Below are 20,448 nucleotides of genomic sequence, written 5' to 3' on the forward strand. Positions count from 1 at the left end.
CTTAAGAGACCGAAAATGGTCAGTGCTCCTTTTTTTGTCATCCCAGTGCTCCTATGATGTCATTCCAGTGCTTGACACTGGAATCCAGTTTTCCATATAATCTCATTGAAAATGTTGTAACCACTTTCTGTGCTAGTTTGCTTGCTTACAAGCAAACTTTCCTGGATCCCAGTGTCAAGCACTGGAATGACATCATAGGAGCACTGGAATGACATCATAGGGGCGCTGCCATCATAAAGGAACCAGTGTCAGCTACTTGGATGACAGGAGAAGGCACTAGCCTGACAACCGTCATCCCGCTGCTTGTTAGCGGGATCTATGCTAAAGGAGATACTTGGATAACAAGAAATATAGGCACTGGAATTGCAAAGAGTTTGCAAATATTAGTTATTACCTGTAGGATATAGAGAAATTAGTAAGGATTTTAATAGGGATAATATGCCATCTGTTACTTTTATTTTACCTGATGGGAGTAAGAAAAGCTATGAAGCTGCAGAGGGAGAAACTCTGCTCAATTTAGCCCACAGAAGTGATCCAGATCTGCTTGAAGGTGCATGTGAAGGTTCTCTTGCTTGCTCTACATGCCACGTGATTGTTGATCCAGAATTTTATGATGCTGTAGAAACACATAACCCCATATCTGATGAGGAAAATGATATGTTAGACCTAGCTTTCGGCTTAACAGAGACGTCGAGGCTTGGATGCCAAATAAAAATCACAAAAGATATCGACGGCTTATGTGTAACCATACCAAGGGGTACAAGAAATATATCATTGGATAAACAGGGGAATCATGCGTAAGATTTTTATCTATATTATCATCTCTTTACTTTTATTTATTCCTGTAGCGTATAGTGGTTTTTGGTATTTTTCTGCATGTAAGGTAAAAAATCTTTTAGCTGAAACAATACTATACATTAACGACGAAAAGTTTGATATTTCACATGATTTTAGTGGATTTCCTTCTAACCTAATTTTCTGTGTGACAAACCCAAAATTTTCCAATGAGCAATTAACCATCTCATCTGATGCTTTATTGATAAAAAATAGATTGTTTGATAAATCAGTATATATCTACATACCAAGCAATGAAGTCAACATTGCTGTTCATGGTGATGAGAAAAAGAATATAAAATGCCACACAAACGATAGCAGCCACTTTGTTGTTAGACTAAACGATTTACCATCTTCATTGCGATTCAACAGCGTGATAGACTATATAGATACACTTCGTTACGAAGATTATGGATTAAAATGTGATGTTTCAGAAAATCAGCAAAGTGTTATAACTGAAGTGAATGATAAAAGCAATTACATTCAATTTCACCTCGATAAAGAACCAAGTGGAAATACTAAACTAGGATTTGATTTTTATACTTATCGGTATAAAAATACTGCAAGTCCTGAAAGTTACCTTAGTATCGACACTAAATTTGATTACGAATTTGTAAACCACATCTCAGCTTCCAGAATTAATTTCAACATAGAGAAATTTTTAATTCAAAGTAATAATTTTTCTCTTGCTGCAGATGGTGGAGTGCAAAATTATAATTTGGTTACGTCTTCATTTAAAGACAAAATCAACGTGGCTATATCAAATTATAAAGAATTAATCTCGTTTATGATTGGTGACTCAAAAACTTCAGATGCGTTTGAAAAATTAATGTCTTCCTTATCAGAAAAAACAACTGATGACAGCGTTCAATTTTCAATAAAGTACGATGATGATGTAGGGTCAAGCTTTATTGGAAAGTTATCCACCACTGATTTTATGAACCAGCTCAGTAAAATAATCCAATTAACCAAGGATGAGAGCAGTAGTTAGTTTACTTTTCATATTGATATTCCACTCAGGCGTAAACGCTTTTACTCTGGATAATAAACTCAGAGATAAAAGCATGGAAAAACGAGCAACAAGTTTATTTGAAATAATAAGGTGTCCAATATGTTCTGGCGAATCATTGTCTGAATCTGGATCTCAGATCGCGTATGATATGCGAGGAGCAATTCGTAAAAAAATCAATGATGGATACACTGATGAAGAGATAATCTCAGAGTTAAAAAATTCTTACGGCAATTCAATTATAATCGTACCACCTAGCACTTACATTTTGTGGTTTATTCCACTTACAACTCTGCTTATTGGGTGTTTTTTAATACAAAGATACATCAATACAACCACTTAAACCTTTTATATATAGCTAAAGTGACTTGGGTTCTCTAATTGCACATAAGTCAACAATAATTTTCACACAAATCAAAACAGCATATCTTCTCCATAATCCTTGGTAATTTTACATAAGTTAAAAGTAGCATGTGGTTCTCTCCGCGGTCTGAGATGACAATAAATTTGTCAAGCCGCATTATACCTGTTAGGCGGAAGTGGACGGCAACATATTTACCACGAAGTCTAACTAAGTTCTTGCTTGTCCCTTCCATCGGCATTGCTATCTTTATTTTCAATAAAATTATTGTCCTATGCTCTTTTGATGTTTATTGATAATAAAATTCTGTTTTATCAACCAACATCCTATGCATAATTACAGCTAATTTTCTTGCTACTGCTACAATTGCTTTTTTCATTCCTTTTTTCTTCGCAACCCCAGTTTTTTAATTTAAATGTCCTCTTGGTAACTGTAAGCATTGTTTGTGCAGCTTCATATAACATACTTCTACATTCCGCTGGTCCCATCTTTGATATGCTGCCATGCCGATCAACTTCTCCAGAAGAATATTGCCTTGGTGTCAACCCTATATACCCCAGTTGCGGATTAGCCAACGAAGTAAAGCTTAGAAATGCAGGGCTTTTTCGGCTGCATGGAATATGAAACAAGCGTAGAAAAAATGTGTACCAAAAAATTTATCGGTGATCTATGGCGAGTATGCTCAATCTCAAATTTGTTTTTCAGAGAGCCAAAAACTGTCTCAATAATCGATCTTTTTCTTAACAAAATCTTCTCATTTAGCGCCATTAATGAGTTTTTCATACCCTTTTTTTATACTGGTTACAAGCTTTAACCCTCTATCGAATAATTCGTGAAAAAGATCTTTTTTGATATATCCTTTATCTCCAAACAATAATCCAGTCAATTTCTTAGTTAAATTTGGCACAGGTATCAACGTTGCCTTTTATCACCGTAACCCCTTGAATTTCGCCAGTTTCATTGATTACTAGATGTACCGAAAAACCACCCATAAGTAGTCTTTCCAATCTTTGCCAACCCTTTGAAAACTTTGTTTCTCGAGGTCCTTTTTGGATGGCAAACAGCGATAGATGTTGCATCTATGTACGAAATCCCTGTCACTTTTGACTGTTCGCAAAACCATTGCATTAAGAGCGCTAAATACCATAAAACCCGCGATTTTAGCCTGATAAACCTACTATAGGATGGCAATTTTGGAAACGCTGATTCGTATAATAATTTCAAATAATGCACATAGAAAATTTTAAAATTGTCGCACTTGGATTGGTGATATAGCAATATTATGGTAAAAATCTCTGAATGCGTAATCTCTGGCGTCCTGGTTGGTTTTTTGCCACTTGGTAGAAGTTTTTCTGCAAAATTTTCATCGACTGTATTGCAAAAATCATCGACTATACAAAAGATTTCTGTTACTTTCTCTTTCATTGGTAACCTCCTATTTTAGGAATGAATATCAAATACCTCGGAGTTTACCCTATTTCCTTACCTTTTCTATTTTTTCTAATTTACAACTGGGGTTAGCAGTGCTGTGAGAATGGTTGAAAGCGCAAAAGAAAACCTCTCGGAAGTTAAAAATATACTGGTCGATGCAGGTTATACAGGAGAAAATTTTGCAACTCAAATAAAAACGATTATTGGAGCAACTGTAGAAGTAATAAAACGAAGTGAATTACATTCCTTTGCTGTATTGCCACAAAGATGGGTTGTAGAGCGATCTTTCGCTTGGTTAGAAAAATGCAGACGATTGTGGAAAAATTGCGAGCGAAAACTTAACACTAGCCTACAAATGGTCGTTCTTTCCTTCATTTCTCTTCTATTGAGAAGATTTTAAACAGGTTCTAAATCTTTATTTTAAAAATGTCATATTGACCACCGGTACCTAAAAATACTATTCCAATTGATCAGAGCTATCCATTTCCTTAATTTTTGTAACGTTGTCATAGGAGTACTATAACTTTAGTATCAACTATGTTTTATTGTTTTTGCATCTAAAAAAATTTAGCTTATTCAAGCAGCATTTTGCCTTTTTTTGGATGTAGGGATTTTTTAGGAATTGTCTTCTTGAATTCTATGGTATTTTGTTTAACATTGAAACAAGATTCCAGTGTCAGCTACTTGCATGACATTGTTGGTTAATGTTTTATGGCTTTACGATAGCTATACAACTTATCTTAAAAGCAATATAGTGTTTACTATACAATGAATCAAAGATAGTAAGTAAAGTCTATGGAATTTCAAATCGCTACACATTTTCAACCGGCTGGGGATCAACCACAGGCAATCGATAGCTTAATTGCAGGGCTAAATAGCAATAAAAGAGATCAGGTTTTGCTTGGAGTTACTGGTTCTGGGAAAACTTTTACTATGGCAAATGTTATTGCAAGGACAAACAGGCCTGCATTAATTATGGCACACAATAAAACTTTAGCAGCACAGCTTTATGAGGAAATGAAAGGATTGTTTCCCCATAATGCTGTTGAATACTTCATTTCTTATTATGATTATTATCAACCTGAAGCCTATTTACCACAAACTGATACTTATATCGAAAAAGATTCTGCAATTAACGAAAGAATTGAGATGCTGCGTTATTCCACCGTCTGCTCCCTTTTGGAGCGCAGGGATACGATCGTAGTTGCCAGTGTTTCCTGCATATACGGTCTTGGTTCGCCTGAGAGCTACTGCAGCATGATCATACCGCTTAGTGTTGGAAATAAAATTCGTATTAATGATTTCCTGAGCAACTTAACTGATCTTCAATACAAGCGCTCTGATGCCAGGTTTGAGAGAGGATATTTCAGAGTGCGCGGCGATATTATTGATATATTTCCTTCCCATTATGAAAATAAAGCTTGGCGTTTATCGTTATTTGGCGATGAAATAGAAGAAATTTCTGAAGTTGATGCTATAACGGGCAATGTTACCAAAGGCGTAAATAAAATCACCATTTTTCCAAATAGCTATTACATAACCCCGCGTGAGGCTTTGTTGCAGGCAATTGAACTAGTCAAAAAAGAGCTGCATGAACGCTTGGATTATTACTACTCGCAAAACAAGATTGTTGAAGCAAAGCGCCTCGAGCAACGCACTAATTTTGATATCGAAATGATGAGAACAACAGGAATATGTAAAGGTATTGAAAATTATTCGCGTTATCTCTATGGAATGGAAGCTGGGGATCCACCACCTACTTTGTTTGAATATTTACCTAAAGACGTAATTTTATTTGTTGATGAGAGTCATGTCACCGTTCCTCAGGTTGGTGCGATGTACAGTGGTAATGAGGCGCGTAAAAAGAAATTGATTGACTATGGCTTCAGGCTCCCTTCCGCTTTTGATAATCGTCCATTAAAATTTGAAGAGTGGGAGGGAGTTAGGCCGCAGACTATTTACATTTCAGCCACTCCCGGAAAGTATGAGTTGGCAAAGACCAATAATGTATTTATAGAGCAAGTTATCCGTCCAACAGGGCTTACAGACCCAATCTGCATTGTAAAACCAATAGAGAGTCAAATTGATGATGTAATTCATGAGGCACAAGTGACAATAGGGAAGGGATTTTGTGTTTTAATCACTACATTGACGAAAAAAATGGCTGAAAATTTAGCTGAATATATGAGTGAATTGAATATGAAAGTGAGTTATTTGCATTCTGATATTGGTGCGCTGGAGAGAATAGAAATTATATACAAATTAAGATCTAAAGAAATCGATGTTTTAGTAGGTGTTAACTTGCTGAGGGAAGGTCTTGATATTCCAGAGTGTGGGTTGGTTGCAATTTTGGATGCTGATAAAGAAGGATTTTTGCGATCGGAAACTTCATTAATTCAAACGATTGGTCGTGCTGCGCGTAATGCTGAAGGTAGAGTAATTTTGTATGCAGATAAAATCACTGGTTCTCTGGACCGTGCATTAAGAGAGACCGAAAGAAGAAGAAAAAAACAAGAAGAACATAATATATTGCACAATATTGTCCCAAAGACTATAATAAAACCTATATCAAACACCTTATCAAACACCTTACAGGAGAAGGCAATAGCAGAACCGAAAGTAAATACTAATAAGGATGATTTGAGAAAGCAAATGATAGAGCATGCTGAAAATTTAGAATTTGAAGAAGCAGTAAAAATAAAAAATATTATTGAAAGGTTAAATAGCACATGATATAATATATATATAGTGTAAAAATGTAAATAATTTTATTGACATCTTTACATTAATAGTTCTTAAATATTTAGTACTGTAGAATTAAATTATTAAGTTTTATGAAGGAAGTAAAAATGGTGGAAAGCTTTTCAGGTAACAACAAAGGCAGTAATTTTATTGAGGAGGGAAAAATAATGGAAAATTTTTCAGATAATAACGGAAACGGTAGCTCAATCTTCCAAGGAAAAATCAGGGAGCAAGATTTCTCTGCAGAGCAGAAGTTAAATGAACTAAAAGCAGCCATAGAGGAGCTCACCAGACAAGATTTGCTCAGGAGGCTCGAGTGTGAGCGTCAGGCTTCTAGTTGTGTCGATGAAATATCATCTCAAGCAGAGCTACATATCGGAGAAGGTGATGATGAGGATTACTTCAATTGTGAAAGAACACTGTGGAGTTTCTTTGAACCTCTCTTCAACCTTTTTGAAGTAAATGTAGATGATCCGAAAATCTACCAAATGCTCAAGGAGAAGAAAGAAAAAAATTGGCTTCTTTCGATAATTAAATTTATGCGTGACAAACTTAAGGAGTTAATCAAGAAGATTTTTGCACGCGATTTAAGTTTCAATCAGAGGTTGGACAAAGAGATAAAAGAATTGCAGGAGAAATTAGGCAGTGGTGAGTTATCAGAAGAAGAGTTTGCAAGGGCGTTAGAAAGATTAACTGCATTGCAAGATCTGAAACTCAGGTTACAAATGGCTGTTGTCGGATGGATTATTACAATGTTCGCAGAGATGTTTGGAGTTGAGTTGGCGGCTGCGGTAGAGGCATCTACAGAAAAAGAAGATAAAAAAGCAGAAAAAACATCATTAAAGGAAGAAGCAATTAAAGAAGTTCATAAAGATATAGAAATCAAGGTAGATGAAAGAGAAAAGCCTAAAGTGCCAGTTTTCCTTTTTGACGTTTCACCCGGATTTGTAAGGCCAATTCCTCTGAGCAAACCAGAGCTTGATCTTTTACCAAAACCTATAATGCCTCCTATATTTAAAGAGGTTATAAACAATGAGAACCGCGAGGTAAAAGAAACAAAACTAAAAGTGGAAGAAGAGAAAAAAGCGAAGCCGGAGGAACCGAAGAAAGAGGTGTGTCTACCGAAACCTACAGCGCAGCCTGCAACGGGTGGGATAATATTTAATTCTGAAAGTATGGGAGCATCTACTCTTTATGGCAGGAATCCAAGTAAAAGTGCTAATGGAAGAGGAACCACCTCTGCTGATAAGTCTAGCAGTATTAGTGGAAAAGAATCCAAGTCTACTGATGAGCATAAAACAGATGACCCTTTTGCTAAACTTAGAGAAAAAGTTGCTCAAAGGAATGCCCAAGCTGATGTTAAGCACGATTATCCAATTGGTCATTTTCAAGTTTCATCAGGAACTACTGATAATGGAAAATCTAGTGCTGATCAGCGTAGTTCTGCAAGTGATGCTAAAGAAAATCCTAAGTCAAAATTTACTGATGTACTTGAGGAACCTGCAGCAAGAGGAAATGGTAATACACCATTGAGATAGCTAGTGTTAGCTACTTGTGTGATAAAGAACACTGGATCCCAGTATCTGGGCACTGGGATGACACCCTTCTTAGTTGGGATGACATTCTATGTTAGAATGGCTACTAAGGCGACAAGAAAAGGTCTCTTTTTGGTACCTCTTTCTTGTCATCCCAGCGCGTGACGCTGGAATCTAGAAACTAGAGTTTTATGAAAAAAGAGTGAATAAAAATTTTTAAAAAAAAATATAAAAAAGTGCTTGCACTTAATTTTATTTTTAGTATACTAGTTACATAATATTTTTACTAGAGGATAATATGCATGGTAATAATGATAATGGTGGTGGCAATATATGGCCTTCACATGACAAGGTTGAGTGGGTTGGTCCTAACAAGGAGAAAAACAGAGCAGAGTGGGAACGTGCAAATAGCAAGCCTAATACACAACTGAGTAGTGGCAGTGCTACTAGTGCCGGTAGTAGTAAAGATAAAGGAAAAAGCAAGTAGTGTTGTTTCTTAACAATTTTTAATAGAGGTAGTTATGGATATAAAAGAGTTGGTTAATGTTTTTAACTTAAATAATTATTTTTCTGAAAGGATTAATACTAATTTTACTGTGGAAGGTAGGAAGATTGTTGGGTTATTTGCTGATGACACTGACGTAGCAGAATATCTACATAGAATAGGAGAGGAAATAATAAAACAGCAATATTCCAGTAGAGAGGTAGCAGGTAGGTATTATAACTTAAATTACTTTCCATTTGTTTTAGGTGCTAATCCTAAAAAGAAAAAAAGTAACATAAAAGGTGTAATGGAAGTAAAGCTTGCAGATTCTGCAAATCGTGAAGTAATCCATAACTTGAAGATTCATTTAGTTAATGAGTTTAGGAGGGCTGTAATATTGAAACTGATTGCACGTTTACAAAAAGCAGTAGGGATAACGGAGGAAAAAGCGCATGAATGGATAGGAGAAACTTTTAGAATAGGAGCAATAGGTAAGTCTTCTTCTTATCTATGCTGTATTGCTTTTAGCGATGAATACCTTAAGAGGAGATATGATTCAGAGACTTTTGAATTGCTTAAAGGGGAGTATATTAAAGAGTTTAACTCAAGATTAAGGGAGTGTGGACTTAAGAGTTCAGACTTTTATGACAATAAAGGTGATATATTATACATTAAAAATGTGAGTGATAAAGTAGTTAAGAGTATAGCAGAATATGTTAAAGGACGGATAGCACTTGATTTTGACACTCCAGGCGAGGAATGTTCTAAAGTTGAAAATTTTAAAGACGTTTTTAGCAGCCTAATTTTTAAGCATACGGAGAAATTCGTTGATGCTTATGGGAATGATATTTTTGTAGATGAAGGAGAAATAGGGAGTGGCAATAGTTTTGTTCTTATACCTTTAACAAAAACATATGATGGTCAGCTCGAATCTTTAAAGCATAAGGATGCATACAAAATTAATGCAGTATATAATAAGAAACTTGTAAGTGATATCAGAGGCAAAACTGCAAAACCACATGTTACTAATTGCCAAAACCCAGTTTATGCTATCTCTAATAAAGGAATTGCTCAGTTACTTCCTAAAATTATGGAGTCTGCAATTACATATAATAAAGAAAACAAACGTTTTGAATTTGCAGTTGATCCTGGAAATTTTAGGAGACGTGACTCGATAAGAGGTAGTCAATCCTCCTCAACAGTAAATTCTCCACTCAATTCTCCTATGCATGCAGGACCGAGTGGAATAAGAACACCGCCCAACCAAAGGAAAAAAGATACAGATAGTGGTTATGATAGTAATTCACCTCCGAAACCTAAGGATTCTGGTGCACAGTCTTCAAGTGGTGGTCCAAGATCATTGTTTGAGCAACCACAGACACAGAAGTGTCCCACGCGGAGTCCCGATGGAGCATTAGATGGGCCTCCCAGGGAATGGTCGGAAAGAGAGGAAGAAACAGGGAGGATGTTTCAGTTGGTGCCGGGGGAAATAGATCCAAGTCAACCCACTTGTGGTCAATCACAGCTATCTTTAGGTGCTGATAAAGGTATGCTAACAGAGGCTAATATTCGGGATCAGAAAATGACCTGTAGACCATCATCGATTCCTTCTCCTAGAGCATGGGATAATTCAATATCCTCAAATCTTGGGGTTTCTGAAGATTCTCCAAAAGATACGAAGAACATTTGTAATGAGGAACCTGAAAAACAGCAAGTTACTGATAAAAGTGATCGAAAAAGTAGTGATGAGTATTCTGAAGCAAAGTCACAAGAAAGTGAATCTCCGGAGAAGCAACATGGGGGTGGTTGGTTCTGTAAAGAAAGAAAAAAGGTATCACCTCTTAAGCGACATGATGAAGGGCGTGGTTCGGTGTGTTCGATATCTTCAAGTGTAAGTGCTCCTGAAACTCCTGTAACTAAAAAATCACCTTTGCCTGAACGATCTGCCTCAGAAAGAAGAGCAAAAAGCTCAGGAGTGACTTCTCCTGTAAGTTCTCTAGATGGTGATCCAGGCCCGTCACAAGGTACTATTTCGGGGAAAAGGGAGCCACACTTACCTGTAGAGCATAGAGCACAATTACCTGATAACTCTAGTTCTAAAAAAGCTGATAGAGATAGTGGTTTTTGTTCTATGGGTTCTCCTGCTGTGCAACATAAGGGAAGTGTCTCTTCAGAGGTTAAAGAGTGTCGTACTGTAGAGCATACGCGAGAAACTTGGGGGAAACGAATTTAGGTTTTTAGATATATCTTAACCACCTAAATGGTTTATTAGGGTTAGGGCCAAAGTCTCTGACCCTGAAAGCACTGGTGTTAGTTTTTCTCATCCATTGCAGATATTGCGCGGTACTATCCACTTGATCATCATGGCGAGCTTCTGGGAACATTAAAATTTCGTACTCGAAATCGCTGAGCCATACTGCTTGCTGTGGCAAAAAAACCCTACCAGACTCTATCACCGGAACAATTTGATAAAATCGAGTGAGTTTGTCATTGTGTGGAATTATTTCGATAATCGGTAGATCACTGTTTGCTTTTAGCTCTTGTGTTAATTGTTGACCACTCGTTTTTGCTTCGATCAAAATTGCGTGTGGCGTCCATCTTGCAGCTAGTGACAGAACTTGCTCTTTAAGCTTTGGGTACTCAAGCTTTGCTCGATATACATCAAGTAAATAGAATTTATTATCTATTTTTGCCCAGGTGGTGCAGATGCTAAAGTCGCTGGAATCGTTTGTTGAAACTGCAGTGTCCCAGCTTTGAGTTACATGTGAGAGATTATCAGGGAAATTTTTATAGCGCTTTAGCCACTCTTGTTTTATTATACCACTTGAAAGCGGCAGGGGGTTTTGTTGATATTGAGCAGCAAAAGCGTAACTCCCGAGTTCAACTTTTATCATCTCAACTTCTTCTCTTCCTCCCTCCAGGGGATATAATAACTCATTCTCTTCTCTTGAGTATAATACTCTTGCAGGTAGTGTCATTCCAGCACTTGATGCTGGAATCCAGTCTTTTGCGGTTGAATTTTCTGGATCCCAGTGTCTGGGCACTGGGATGACAGGAGGGGGGGTTGGAATGACACCAGTATGGTTATTATAGCATTTCTCATAATAGTCCGAACAGGTCATAGGAAGGCAGAATCAACAGCACGACGAAAGGATTCGAATAGAGGAATGTTTTTCCTGGCTCTGTTTTTTATAGCAAACCAATGATGCTCAATTTTGTTGAAATCTGGAGAATAAGGCGGCAGATACAAAATTTCTGCACCAACCCCTTTAGCAAGCTCGATAATCTTATCAGACTTATGAAAAGTAGCATTGTCAAGAATGACAGTCTGTCCAGGTTCCAAGATCGGTGTCAAAAATTGCTCAAACCATCCATTAAAAACATCCATATTACAGTGGCCTTCAAAGGTTAACGGAACAACTATCTTTCTTCCACTTAAGGCTGCAACCATACTGATTCGTTGAGTTTTCTTTCCAGATTTTAAGGCATAAAACCGCTGTCCTTTCTGGCAATATCCGTAGGGGTAGTCTTCGGTGTTATCAATGCCAGACTCATCTATATACACTAAGTTTTTAGGTTCTTTTGTCGCTATAATTTTCAAAAATTCAGCACGTTTTTCTTCGTTTCTTTCCTTGTATCCATATGTCTTTTTTTGCGCGTAAATCCAATTTTTTTAAGGGCTCGATAGATCGTTTGGATACTAACGTTGTTCCAAAGTTTAGCCATTTCCGATAGAGTCTTTCCTCCGTGTTCTCTGGCAAATTTGGCAAAGGTATCCCAGTCGGTAATTTTGTGATTGTAACCCCCATTTCCAAGTTTTTTTGATTGAAAGTCTCCTGTTTCTTTTCTTCTTTGCTGCCACTCCCATAAAGTAGTTCGTCCAATCTTAAATCTTGCTGCCACTGTTTCTCTGCTTTCTCCTTCGTCTAGCACTTCCATTGCTTTTTTTCTTAAATCATAACTATATGCTGCTGGCATTCAACCTCCTTATCATCATCTATCCTTATCCTATCACATCCGGACTTTTATGAAAAGAGCTATAATTGAATAAATAACCTCCTTATTTTCAGAAATCATTGGCAAACAAATGTGATGCCATATGTTTTTTGGCTTAGATAAGAGGTGCCCAGTTAAGTCTTCCAGGTGAAGCCTATGCATCACAAGCACAATTACTCCTTTTTTTCTATCGTTGAGTCTCGTTACTAAAGTCTGATCGAACCAGTTTGTGGCACGTTTTCTAAATGTTTCACTCAAAGCTTGAGCAGGGTTAAGCGGATCATCCACAATAATAAAGTCACCACCTTCACCGGTTAATGTTCCTCCAACTGATGTTGCGATTCTGTATCCTCTCTGCACTGTTTGGAATTTATATTTAGTGTTCTGGTCTTTGGATAGTTCTACCTCTGGAAATAGCTTTTTATACCAATCAGATTGCATTATGCACCTCGTATCGAGCGAATGTTTTTCGCTAAGCAACTTAGAATAACTTGCAACTACTATTCTTGCAGTTGGCTGATTTCCCAGTATCCATGCGGGCCACGCAACACTCATACATATGGACTTCATTGAACGCGGAGGCATATTGAATATTATGCGCCTTACTTCGCCAGCATTCGCTGCTTCCAGCCTGTCTGCTATGACTTTTATGTACTGATAATCATTATACTCACATCCCGGCACCACTGTTTGAAAGCACAGTTCAATGAATTTTAGAAAGTTCATGTTAGACCTCCTATAGTATCACCCAAGTAACCCCTATGGTGTCATCCAAGTAGCCGACACTGGTTCCTTTATGACGGCGTCATGCAAGTAGCTGACACTGGAATCCAGTTTTTATTATACAGCTGCTCAATGTGCTCATTACAGTGAAGTTTCCAGTGTCTGGGCACTGGGATGACATCCTTTGGTTTTTTATATGGTTATGCAAGAAATCTAGTGTAGATTTTTATTTATTTTATAAGATTGAAGTGTTACAGTAGCGAGCTTACAACACTACTGTTTTGTAAATTTAGTGAATAAAATTACTTCTTCAACTTTATCGAAGTAAAGAATTGATTTCCATTGCGGTAAATGAGCAACATTATTGAATCTTTACCGTTTTTCTTTACTGCTGAATCAACTTGTTTTTGAAAATCATTAGTATTTTCTATATCGGTTCCATCTAATTGGATAATAATGTCTCCTTTTTTAATACCACGCAACGTGGCATTACTGTTACTATCTATATTGGTAACTATCACACCTTTTGTAGGATTACTTTCTTTTGATTCTTTTGGCAGGTTTGAAACAGTTAAACCAGTTATGTAATCGGATGTTGATTTATTTTCTTCTTGATTATTACCTTGACCATCATTTGCAGATTCTTCAATCACAACCTTAATATTGACCTCTTTGCTCTTTCTAAGTAACTTAATTTGTACTTTTTTTCCAGGTTCAGTTCTTGAAACCATTTGAGGCAGTTGTGTCATTCTATCAATTTTTTTATCATCAAATTCTAATAATATGTCACCCACCTTAATTCCACCTTTTTCTGCAGGACTATCCTTTACTATACTTGCAACCAGTGCACCTTTTGTATCTTTTAAACCCAAGGACTTAGCGAATTCTTTCGTTATAGGCTGAACTTGCACACCAAGCCAACCATGTTTTATTTTTTTGCCACTTTTTAATGTGTCAATAATTGACATAGCTAAATTAGATGGTATAGCAAAGCCTATACCCACATTGCCGCCAGACTCAGATGGGGAATAGATAGCGGTGTTAATGCCTATAACTTTTCCATTTAGATGAAATAATGGCCCTCCAGAGTTGCCTCTATTAATTGCAGCGTCGGTTTGAATAAATTCATTCATAGTGCCGATACTAATGTCTCTGGACCTTGCAGATATAATTCCTGTACTTACAGAGCCACCCAAACCAAATGGGTTACCTATTGCAATAACTGTATCGCCAACCCTTGTTGTATCAGAATTACCGAATGCAACAAAAGGAAGATCTTTATCAGAATGAATCTTAAGCACAGCAAGATCAGTTCTTGCGTCATAGCCTAAAACTTCTGCTTTAAAATGAGTATTATCATTCATAGTAACTGTGATATCTTGGGCGTTTTTAATAACGTGATAATTGGTTACTATGGTTCCATCTTTATCTATAATAAACCCAGAACCAAGCAACACCACCTCTCTGTTAACACTAGGGCCCCTATCCATAAAAAACTGATCAAAGTGCTCAAAAAACTCTCTAAAATCATCAAAGAAATTATTTCTTGGCATAAAGGGGGTTTTAGTTCTATTATTACTTTCTTGTTTGATTATTTGTTCGCTTGAAATATTTACAACTGCAGGAATGAGTTCTTCCACTAAATCGGCAAGTCCTTGACCACAGCTGCATGCAGGAGTGTTAGCATCAACAACTTTTTTTGCGTTCCAGTCGAACACATTAGCGTATGAAGAAAACGCAATTAAAAAACATGCAAATATAGATAAAATAATTTTCATAAACTATTTCCATCCTTTATTTAAAATATCTAAAAAGTTATTGTTTGGTGAAAGTACAAATTTAGTATTATTTTCGGCAAATGATTTACTGTAAGCGCTCATAGAGCGATAAAAGTTAAAGAACTCTTCATCGACCTTAAATGCCTCATTATAAATTCTAGTTGCTTCAGCATAACCACGGCCCCTTATTTCGTACGATTCTTTTACTGCACTAGAGATAATTTCCCTTTTTAATTTATCAGCTTTTGATCTAACTTCCTGCCCAGCTTGCTCTCCTTCTGCTCTAATTTCTTTTGCTTCTTTTTCCCTTTCAGTTTGCATACGGCGAAATATTGCAGAACTATTTTCTTCTGGTAAATCTGCTCTCTTAATTCTTACATCTATTATTTCTATGCCAAATTTTTCAGCTTCAGAATAAACTCCACGCTGAATCAATTGCATAACCTCTGATCTTTTTTCATTCAACAAGCTAATCAACGAAAATCTGCCTATATTTTCTCTTATGTGTGCTTCTATAACCGGATATAATCTTCTAACCAGCCCTGATTCATTCCTCACAGCCTGGTAAAAAATAACAGGATTTGTTATTTTATATTTTGCATATGCATCTACTATAATACGTTTTTGATCCGCTGTTATCACTTCCCTTGGGATCTTATCAGGACTTAAATCTAAAACTCTTTTATCAAGAAACTCTACACTATTTATGAATGGTAACTTAAAATATAAGCCACTTTCCCTAACATCTCTTACAACTTTACCGAGTTGTATAACTATCGCTTGCTTTGTTTCTTGCACAACAAATATTGAATTAAATAAAACAATCAATAAAACAACAAATACAGAAACAAAAACAATTTTAATATTACTACTCATGGTTATTTCCCTAAATTTGTAAGAGGTAAATAAGAAAACATACCTTTCAGATCATCAGTTACAACAACTTTGTCTACCTTACTGAAAATATTTTCCATAGTTTCAAGATAAATACGATTCTTAACGAGAGAAGGATTCTGTCTATATTCCTCATAAAGAGATAAAAAGCGATTTGCATTACCTTTTGCTTCATTTATTACTTCATTTTCATATGCTTGTGCATCTAATTTTATCTTTATCGCTTCACCCTTTGCTCGAGGTATAATATCATTATTATAAGCATATGCTTCGTTTATAGTACGCTCTTTGTCTGCACGAGCACTTTGTACATCTCTAAACGAACTGATTACTTTTTCTGGTGGATCAATTTTTTTCATTTGAACAGATAAAATCTCTATGCCCATTTGGTATCCATCAAGAATCTGCTGCAATAGAATTCTAGTATCTCTAGAAATTTCTGGTCTGCCTTGACCAAGTGCAAAAGAGATCGTATTTTTACCTATTATTTCTCTCATGGCAGTTTCAGCAGCATTTTTAACACTGAAACCGGGTTTGTAATCCCGCACTTTGAATAAATAGTCCTTAGCATCTCTAACGCGCCATTGAACCTCGAAGTTAACGTTGACTATATTTTCATCTCCAGTTAGCATCACGCCTTCACCGCGATCTGTATCTCGCCCATAAGAACTACTTACCCCAATTTCTTCACGATTTACTTCCTTAACGTTCACTTTAAAAACCTTGCCAATAGGGTAGGGGAAGTGATAACGCAAACCAGGTGTTTCTGTATTAGAATATTTACCAAAGGTAAGTTCTATACTTTCTTCACTAGGATGGACAATATAAAAGCCAGTGCAAGCATAGAACAGCAAAATAATGAAAATGATGAAATAAGGTTTTTTGCCCCTGTTTCTGGTTAATCCATTAAGAAAGAACCTTATATCAGATACAGCTTTACTTAAAATATCTTCATTATTAGGAGTTTTGTTCCCTACCGGTTTCTTTCCCAGATTCCAAGGATTATTATCATCAAACATAATGATTGATTCTATAATTAATACGCTAATATTACTTCTTTAATAAGAAAATGCAAACATAAATTGCTATTTTATTTACAAATTAATCATCAGGATGGAAAACATGATCGTACACTTCCTTTTCTCTATGTAATATGGTCGACTCTATGGAATTTTCTGGCTTTTTTTTGAATTCTTTGTTGTCACTCTTTAAGTGCACTACGTCTTTGTGAAAATGGGAATTATACCTAAATAGTAAAGCTATTATTATTAAAGTTATAACAGCCAAAAAGATGAGTGTTCTTTTTCTATACTTCATAAATGCTGCAGCTTCTTGACCTAATTTTCTACGTTACCACAAAACACGTCAAGCGAAATTATTTGAAGACAAATAAATACTGGCAATCAATTTAACACTAACTTAAGAATCAAGGAATACAATTATAATATATTTAATTAATAGTGAGGTTTAAAATGTCACATAATGAAAAAAATTCAAATTCTGTTGGAACTCAACAAAACCAACCAGAAGATAGTTTTGATTTGAATAAAACGATGCAAAATCTACCAAATTCAGATATTGCTAATGATCACAAGAAGCTAAAAGAAAGAATGACTGACCTGTTAAAAGGAGATACAGAATTCTCTAAGATGAAACAAGGAGATAAGATTCTTGTAGTAAGTACAGCAAGTGGGTTATTTACGGCAGTACTACCACTTTTGGCAGTTGGTGCAACACTTGCTATACCGGGTGCTATAGTTGGTCTTGCTTTATATTTCGCTGTAAAAGTCGCTGTAAAAACAGTTCAATCTGGATATAAAGGGCTCAAATGGTCAGCAGAAAAAACAGTTGATGGGGCGAAATATACTGCCGGAAAAGTTAGAGATGGTGCTGTACATGTTAAAGATAAGGTGAAAGAAGGTTATGAACATTCAGTAGATTCACTGAAAAAAGGCGCTAGTTTTGTAGGCGAAGGAGTGGCAAATAAGTTCCATAAGGCATCTGGTGAGACGGACTATTTAGATAAGGTAAAAAGGTTTACTCCAGATGCAATTAAGAAATCTGACGAAATAAGAAATGATATGAAAGCAATTTTTGCTGATAAAGGAAATAATTCTGGGTTAGTGAAAAATATACTTTCTGGAATATCGTCAGAAATTGATTTAAAAATGGCAGAGAAGGCAAAATCAGGGGAGATTGAACATACTTCTGGATGGCAAGTACAGAAAGAATTCATTAATAATTTAAATGAAAAAAGCTTGCATAACTTGTTAACACAAAGGTCATTACCTAAAGGTAGTTATTTCATCGACAGTGTTTTCTCTGAACATCACGATGAAATTAAGAAGGTTATTAAAGAATGTAGAGAAAATCATTTGTACTCAAGCGTAAGCAATATGTTTGACAGAGCAGAGAAAAAAGCTAACAGGCCTTCTGTCAAAAGTTTAACTAGGTCTGTGTCATCATCATTCTCTTCACTGGGAAGAAAAGGCTCTGAACAATCTAACAGCTTGTCAAAAAGCAGTTCACTAGATTCTGTAAGGACTGATAGTACAGAGCCACCTATAAAAGTAGGAAATAGCACTTTTTACGTTGCTCCACTGAAGCTACCAAGAAGCAATTCACTAAATTCTATAGGAACTGAAAGTACTGCTACTGTCTCTGATTCAGATTCTCAGAACTTTGCAACAGTCCGTAGAAGCAATTCATCTAGTAGCTTAACTCCTAAGCTTACTCCAGTTGCTCCACCAGAACTACCTAGAAGCGCCTCATTGACTAACTTAAATGGACAAAGTTCTTTCAGTGAAGATGTTCTCAGTGATCCTATTGTGAAGCAAAACCTGGATAGTTTGAGTAACAGAACTCTCACTCGCAGTAATTCTTTTGATAGTGGAAGAGGTTCATCTGGTTCTTCTACACCGAAAAGAAAAAGTCCTTTTATTAATTTGGACTTCTTTGGCAGGGTTGATAGTGGAGATTTACCTGATCCTCTTATACCAAAGAAGCTAAATCTTTCTCAAAATAACTTATCCGAAGCTCGTGCAAATTTGAAAGAGACAGGTTATCTGAATGAACTGGTGGAACAGCCTTCTACGAAAGTAGCTGTTGACACTGACGTTCAACAGCAAGCTGCACAAACAGCTGTGAAAACGAACTAAACAAAGCTATCCACCTTCTCCAAAAGGATGTTACTAATTGAGTAACATCCTTTTTTGTTTTTAAACTATAGAAAAATCCTAGATCCCAGCGGTATGAGTACAACCGTATGAACATTGTGATTTCTCTGCTAGGAAAGGTGTCATCCCAGTGCTTGACACTGGGATCCAGGAAAGTTTGCTTGTTTACAAGCAAACTAGCATAGAAAGTGGTTACAACGTTTTCGATGAGATTATATGGAAAACTGGATTCCAGTGTCAAGCACTGGAATGACATCACAGGGGCACTGGGATGACACCTTTACGTTTGAGGCAAACTAGCTATAACACTTAACATACTACCTTTGCAAACAAATGTTCATACAGTACGCGCTGGCGTTATTTTCTCTTGATGAATAAATCTCGGTAGAGTATAGTAGCAATGCATTTATGTAGATTCTAATGAATAATTTAGTTTTGATTTATACAACTTTTTCAAGTTTGAAGGAGGCTAAAACTGTTTCTGAAGAATTGTTAAACGAGAAATTAATTGTATGTGTAAATATATTTCCCGAAGTGAATTCTCTGTATTTATGGGAAGGTAAAATTAGTAATAGTTGTGAAGTAGTGGCAATTATGAAGAGCAGGAATGATCAAGTTGATAAAATTGTAGAAAAAATCGAAGCAATGCATTCTTATGATCAGCCAGCTATTGCTGTGATGCCCATAGAAAAAGCAAATAAATCTTTTACTAATTGGGCTAATAGTGTTATTGATGTAAGTAGTATTGGGGTGTAGCCAAGTGGTAAGGCAGCGGTTTTTGATACCGCCACGCGAAGGTTCGAATCCTTCCACCCCAGCCATATTGAAGTGGGTGTGAAATGATATCACTTTTCTATAAATTAAGATTATTGAATTATATATTAGGTAGTCTAAAAGATATAATTGTGAAACTGTTTCTCTTCACAATGTATCTTTACACATTCAGCATTGTGCTCATGTTTCTCAGCAATGGTTTTTGGTATGCTGTAGAATTTTGCTCTTTCAAAAATGCGTTTTACCGTTTGTTTCAATATTGCAAGTGGTATTATGAAAATAGGGAAGATCTCGGTTACGGAATTTCTATTCGAATATTAGTGGCGTTTCTTACTCCGCATTTTCTCTATAAATTATTACTTGGCACAGGCTGGAAGTCCTTTTTAAAGGAAAAGATAATACAGATACTCAACACAAGAAGAAAAAAGGGTAGTGAGTTCAGTAACAGTAGCAAACCAAGTGGCAGTAGTTATAGTGATAAAAATAATTACAGCAATAACAGTGGTAACAATGAGTGTCAAGCTCAAGATGCAAAGCGAAAAGTAAACATGATAAAGCAGCTATTAATCAAAGATATAGAGGCAACTATAGATAGGAGATTGAATTATATTTTTTTCGGTAAAAGGAGTAAACCTCATTAAGTATATAAAAAGGCTTTATCTAGTAAGGCTTTTTAAGGTTGGCTGTATTTTATTTTTTACGTATACCGGA

The 20,448-nt window shown here is 36.1% G+C and carries 18 protein-coding genes, 1 tRNA gene and 6 pseudogenes; 15 read left to right on the plus strand and 10 right to left on the minus strand.

Annotation, left to right across the window (positions count from 1 at the left end; genetic code table 11):
* Positions 1-59: 59 nt before the first annotated feature.
* Positions 60-218, minus strand: a complete 159-nt coding sequence (locus tag AAGD93_RS05510; RefSeq protein WP_341819258.1) for a hypothetical protein — start codon at positions 216-218, stop codon at positions 60-62.
* A 27-nt stretch (positions 219-245) separates the two neighbouring features.
* Between AAGD93_RS05510 and AAGD93_RS05515 the strand changes: the two genes are divergently transcribed.
* From AAGD93_RS05515 to AAGD93_RS05530, 4 genes are read left to right on the plus strand one after another with little or no spacing between them, the layout of a single operon-like run.
* Positions 246-407, plus strand: a complete 162-nt coding sequence (locus tag AAGD93_RS05515; RefSeq protein ID WP_156517976.1) for a hypothetical protein — start codon at positions 246-248, stop codon at positions 405-407.
* Between the two features lie 31 nt (positions 408-438).
* Positions 439-801 (plus strand): ferredoxin family 2Fe-2S iron-sulfur cluster binding protein, encoded by a 363-nt coding sequence (locus AAGD93_RS05520; protein ID WP_182365771.1) that lies wholly within the window; start codon positions 439-441, stop codon positions 799-801.
* A complete protein-coding gene (locus AAGD93_RS05525) occupies positions 794-1,825 on the plus strand; it encodes a hypothetical protein (protein WP_341819259.1) in 1,032 nt (343 codons plus the stop codon). Before AAGD93_RS05520 ends, AAGD93_RS05525 begins: the two co-directional genes overlap by 8 nt.
* On the plus strand, positions 1,809-2,186 hold the full coding sequence (locus AAGD93_RS05530) for a cytochrome c-type biogenesis protein CcmH (RefSeq protein ID WP_065094399.1): 378 nt from the start codon (positions 1,809-1,811) through the stop codon (positions 2,184-2,186). The genes AAGD93_RS05525 and AAGD93_RS05530 overlap by 17 nt, the downstream gene beginning before the upstream one ends.
* Positions 2,187-2,530: 344 nt before the next feature.
* Here AAGD93_RS05530 and AAGD93_RS05535 read toward each other — a convergent pair whose 3' ends face one another.
* A complete protein-coding gene (locus AAGD93_RS05535) occupies positions 2,531-2,779 on the minus strand; it encodes a transposase (protein ID WP_182309100.1) in 249 nt (82 codons plus the stop codon).
* A pseudogene (locus tag AAGD93_RS05540) lies at positions 2,772-3,629 on the minus strand (IS982 family transposase). Before AAGD93_RS05540 ends, AAGD93_RS05535 begins: the two are co-directional and overlap by 8 nt.
* Positions 3,630-3,762: 133 nt before the next feature.
* Here AAGD93_RS05540 and AAGD93_RS05545 point away from each other — a divergent pair.
* The 6 genes and pseudogenes from AAGD93_RS05545 to AAGD93_RS05570 all read left to right on the plus strand — a co-directional run.
* Positions 3,763-4,035 (plus strand): annotated as a pseudogene (locus AAGD93_RS05545) (transposase); the annotation flags it as partial.
* A 395-nt stretch (positions 4,036-4,430) separates the two neighbouring features.
* Positions 4,431-6,368 (plus strand): excinuclease ABC subunit UvrB, encoded by a 1,938-nt coding sequence (uvrB, locus tag AAGD93_RS05550; RefSeq protein ID WP_341819260.1) that lies wholly within the window; start codon positions 4,431-4,433, stop codon positions 6,366-6,368.
* Between the two features lie 116 nt (positions 6,369-6,484).
* Entirely contained in the window at positions 6,485-7,915 is a 1,431-nt protein-coding gene (locus AAGD93_RS05555; protein ID WP_341819261.1) for a hypothetical protein, read from the plus strand.
* 3 nt (positions 7,916-7,918) lie between these two features.
* Positions 7,919-8,077 (plus strand): hypothetical protein, encoded by a 159-nt coding sequence (locus AAGD93_RS05560; RefSeq protein ID WP_341819262.1) that lies wholly within the window; start codon positions 7,919-7,921, stop codon positions 8,075-8,077.
* A gap of 133 nt (positions 8,078-8,210) precedes the next feature.
* Positions 8,211-8,399, plus strand: coding sequence for a hypothetical protein (locus AAGD93_RS05565; protein ID WP_182367154.1), 189 nt, complete (start codon positions 8,211-8,213; stop codon positions 8,397-8,399).
* 34 nt (positions 8,400-8,433) lie between these two features.
* Entirely contained in the window at positions 8,434-10,629 is a 2,196-nt protein-coding gene (locus AAGD93_RS05570; protein WP_341819263.1) for a hypothetical protein, read from the plus strand.
* Positions 10,630-10,633: 4 nt separating this feature from the next.
* On the opposite strand, the pseudogene terL reads toward AAGD93_RS05570, so the two are convergent.
* The 7 genes and pseudogenes from terL to hflK all read right to left on the minus strand — a co-directional run.
* Positions 10,634-11,527, minus strand: a pseudogene (gene terL, locus AAGD93_RS05575) (phage terminase large subunit); the annotation flags it as partial.
* Positions 11,515-12,374, minus strand: a protein-coding gene (locus AAGD93_RS05585) for an IS630 family transposase (RefSeq protein ID WP_341819116.1) whose coding sequence is annotated in 2 segments (ribosomal slippage) — positions 11,515-12,050 and positions 12,050-12,374 — 861 coding nt in all. Because the reading frame shifts where the segments join, the coding sequence is not laid out codon by codon here. The gene AAGD93_RS05585 and the pseudogene terL, both read right to left, overlap by 13 nt.
* Before the next feature lie 63 nt (positions 12,375-12,437).
* Positions 12,438-13,118: pseudogene (locus AAGD93_RS05590) on the minus strand (hypothetical protein); the annotation flags it as partial.
* Between the two features lie 77 nt (positions 13,119-13,195).
* Positions 13,196-13,300 (minus strand): annotated as a pseudogene (locus tag AAGD93_RS05595) (WPE palindromic element domain-containing protein); the annotation flags it as partial.
* Between the two features lie 117 nt (positions 13,301-13,417).
* Positions 13,418-14,893 (minus strand): DegQ family serine endoprotease, encoded by a 1,476-nt coding sequence (locus tag AAGD93_RS05600; RefSeq protein WP_341819264.1) that lies wholly within the window; start codon positions 14,891-14,893, stop codon positions 13,418-13,420.
* A 3-nt stretch (positions 14,894-14,896) separates the two neighbouring features.
* Positions 14,897-15,769, minus strand: a complete 873-nt coding sequence (gene hflC, locus AAGD93_RS05605) for a protease modulator HflC (RefSeq protein ID WP_182319521.1) — start codon at positions 15,767-15,769, stop codon at positions 14,897-14,899.
* A gap of 2 nt (positions 15,770-15,771) precedes the next feature.
* Positions 15,772-16,806, minus strand: a complete 1,035-nt coding sequence (gene hflK / locus AAGD93_RS05610) for an FtsH protease activity modulator HflK (protein WP_341819266.1) — start codon at positions 16,804-16,806, stop codon at positions 15,772-15,774.
* A 453-nt stretch (positions 16,807-17,259) separates the two neighbouring features.
* On the opposite strand from hflK, the pseudogene AAGD93_RS05615 reads away from it, so the two are divergent.
* The 5 genes and pseudogenes from AAGD93_RS05615 to AAGD93_RS05635 all read left to right on the plus strand — a co-directional run.
* A pseudogene (locus AAGD93_RS05615) lies at positions 17,260-18,718 on the plus strand (hypothetical protein); the annotation flags it as partial.
* 375 nt (positions 18,719-19,093) lie between these two features.
* Entirely contained in the window at positions 19,094-19,216 is a 123-nt protein-coding gene (locus AAGD93_RS05620) for a hypothetical protein (RefSeq protein ID WP_259349193.1), read from the plus strand.
* A 167-nt stretch (positions 19,217-19,383) separates the two neighbouring features.
* Positions 19,384-19,719: a divalent-cation tolerance protein CutA gene (cutA, locus tag AAGD93_RS05625; RefSeq protein ID WP_264338120.1), complete on the plus strand. Its 336-nt coding sequence runs from the start codon at positions 19,384-19,386 to the stop codon at positions 19,717-19,719.
* A tRNA-Gln gene (locus AAGD93_RS05630) sits at positions 19,710-19,784 on the plus strand. The genes cutA and AAGD93_RS05630 overlap by 10 nt, the downstream gene beginning before the upstream one ends.
* Positions 19,785-19,919: 135 nt before the next feature.
* Positions 19,920-20,378 carry a hypothetical protein gene (locus tag AAGD93_RS05635; protein WP_341819267.1) on the plus strand — a complete coding sequence of 153 codons (459 nt, stop codon included), beginning with the start codon at positions 19,920-19,922 and terminating at the stop codon, positions 20,376-20,378.
* Positions 20,379-20,448: the final 70 nt, after the last annotated feature.

Origin of the sequence: Wolbachia endosymbiont (group A) of Brachyopa scutellaris (assembly GCF_964026995.1) — a bacterium.
Taxonomy (GTDB): domain Bacteria; phylum Pseudomonadota; class Alphaproteobacteria; order Rickettsiales; family Anaplasmataceae; genus Wolbachia; species Wolbachia pipientis.

Coding starts and splice junctions, on each gene's coding strand:
- AAGD93_RS05510 (WP_341819258.1), bottom strand. CDS start 218: ATGATGTCATTCCAGTGCTCCTATGATGTCATTCCAGTGCTTGACACT.
- AAGD93_RS05520 (WP_182365771.1), top strand. CDS start 439: ATGCCATCTGTTACTTTTATTTTACCTGATGGGAGTAAGAAAAGCTAT.
- AAGD93_RS05525 (WP_341819259.1), top strand. CDS start 794: ATGCGTAAGATTTTTATCTATATTATCATCTCTTTACTTTTATTTATT.
- AAGD93_RS05530 (WP_065094399.1), top strand. CDS start 1,809: ATGAGAGCAGTAGTTAGTTTACTTTTCATATTGATATTCCACTCAGGC.
- uvrB (WP_341819260.1), top strand. CDS start 4,431: ATGGAATTTCAAATCGCTACACATTTTCAACCGGCTGGGGATCAACCA.
- AAGD93_RS05555 (WP_341819261.1), top strand. CDS start 6,485: ATGGTGGAAAGCTTTTCAGGTAACAACAAAGGCAGTAATTTTATTGAG.
- AAGD93_RS05565 (WP_182367154.1), top strand. CDS start 8,211: ATGCATGGTAATAATGATAATGGTGGTGGCAATATATGGCCTTCACAT.
- AAGD93_RS05570 (WP_341819263.1), top strand. CDS start 8,434: ATGGATATAAAAGAGTTGGTTAATGTTTTTAACTTAAATAATTATTTT.
- AAGD93_RS05600 (WP_341819264.1), bottom strand. CDS start 14,893: ATGAAAATTATTTTATCTATATTTGCATGTTTTTTAATTGCGTTTTCT.
- hflC (WP_182319521.1), bottom strand. CDS start 15,769: ATGAGTAGTAATATTAAAATTGTTTTTGTTTCTGTATTTGTTGTTTTA.
- hflK (WP_341819266.1), bottom strand. CDS start 16,806: ATGTTTGATGATAATAATCCTTGGAATCTGGGAAAGAAACCGGTAGGG.
- cutA (WP_264338120.1), top strand. CDS start 19,384: ATGAATAATTTAGTTTTGATTTATACAACTTTTTCAAGTTTGAAGGAG.
- AAGD93_RS05635 (WP_341819267.1), top strand. CDS start 19,920: ATGTTTCTCAGCAATGGTTTTTGGTATGCTGTAGAATTTTGCTCTTTC.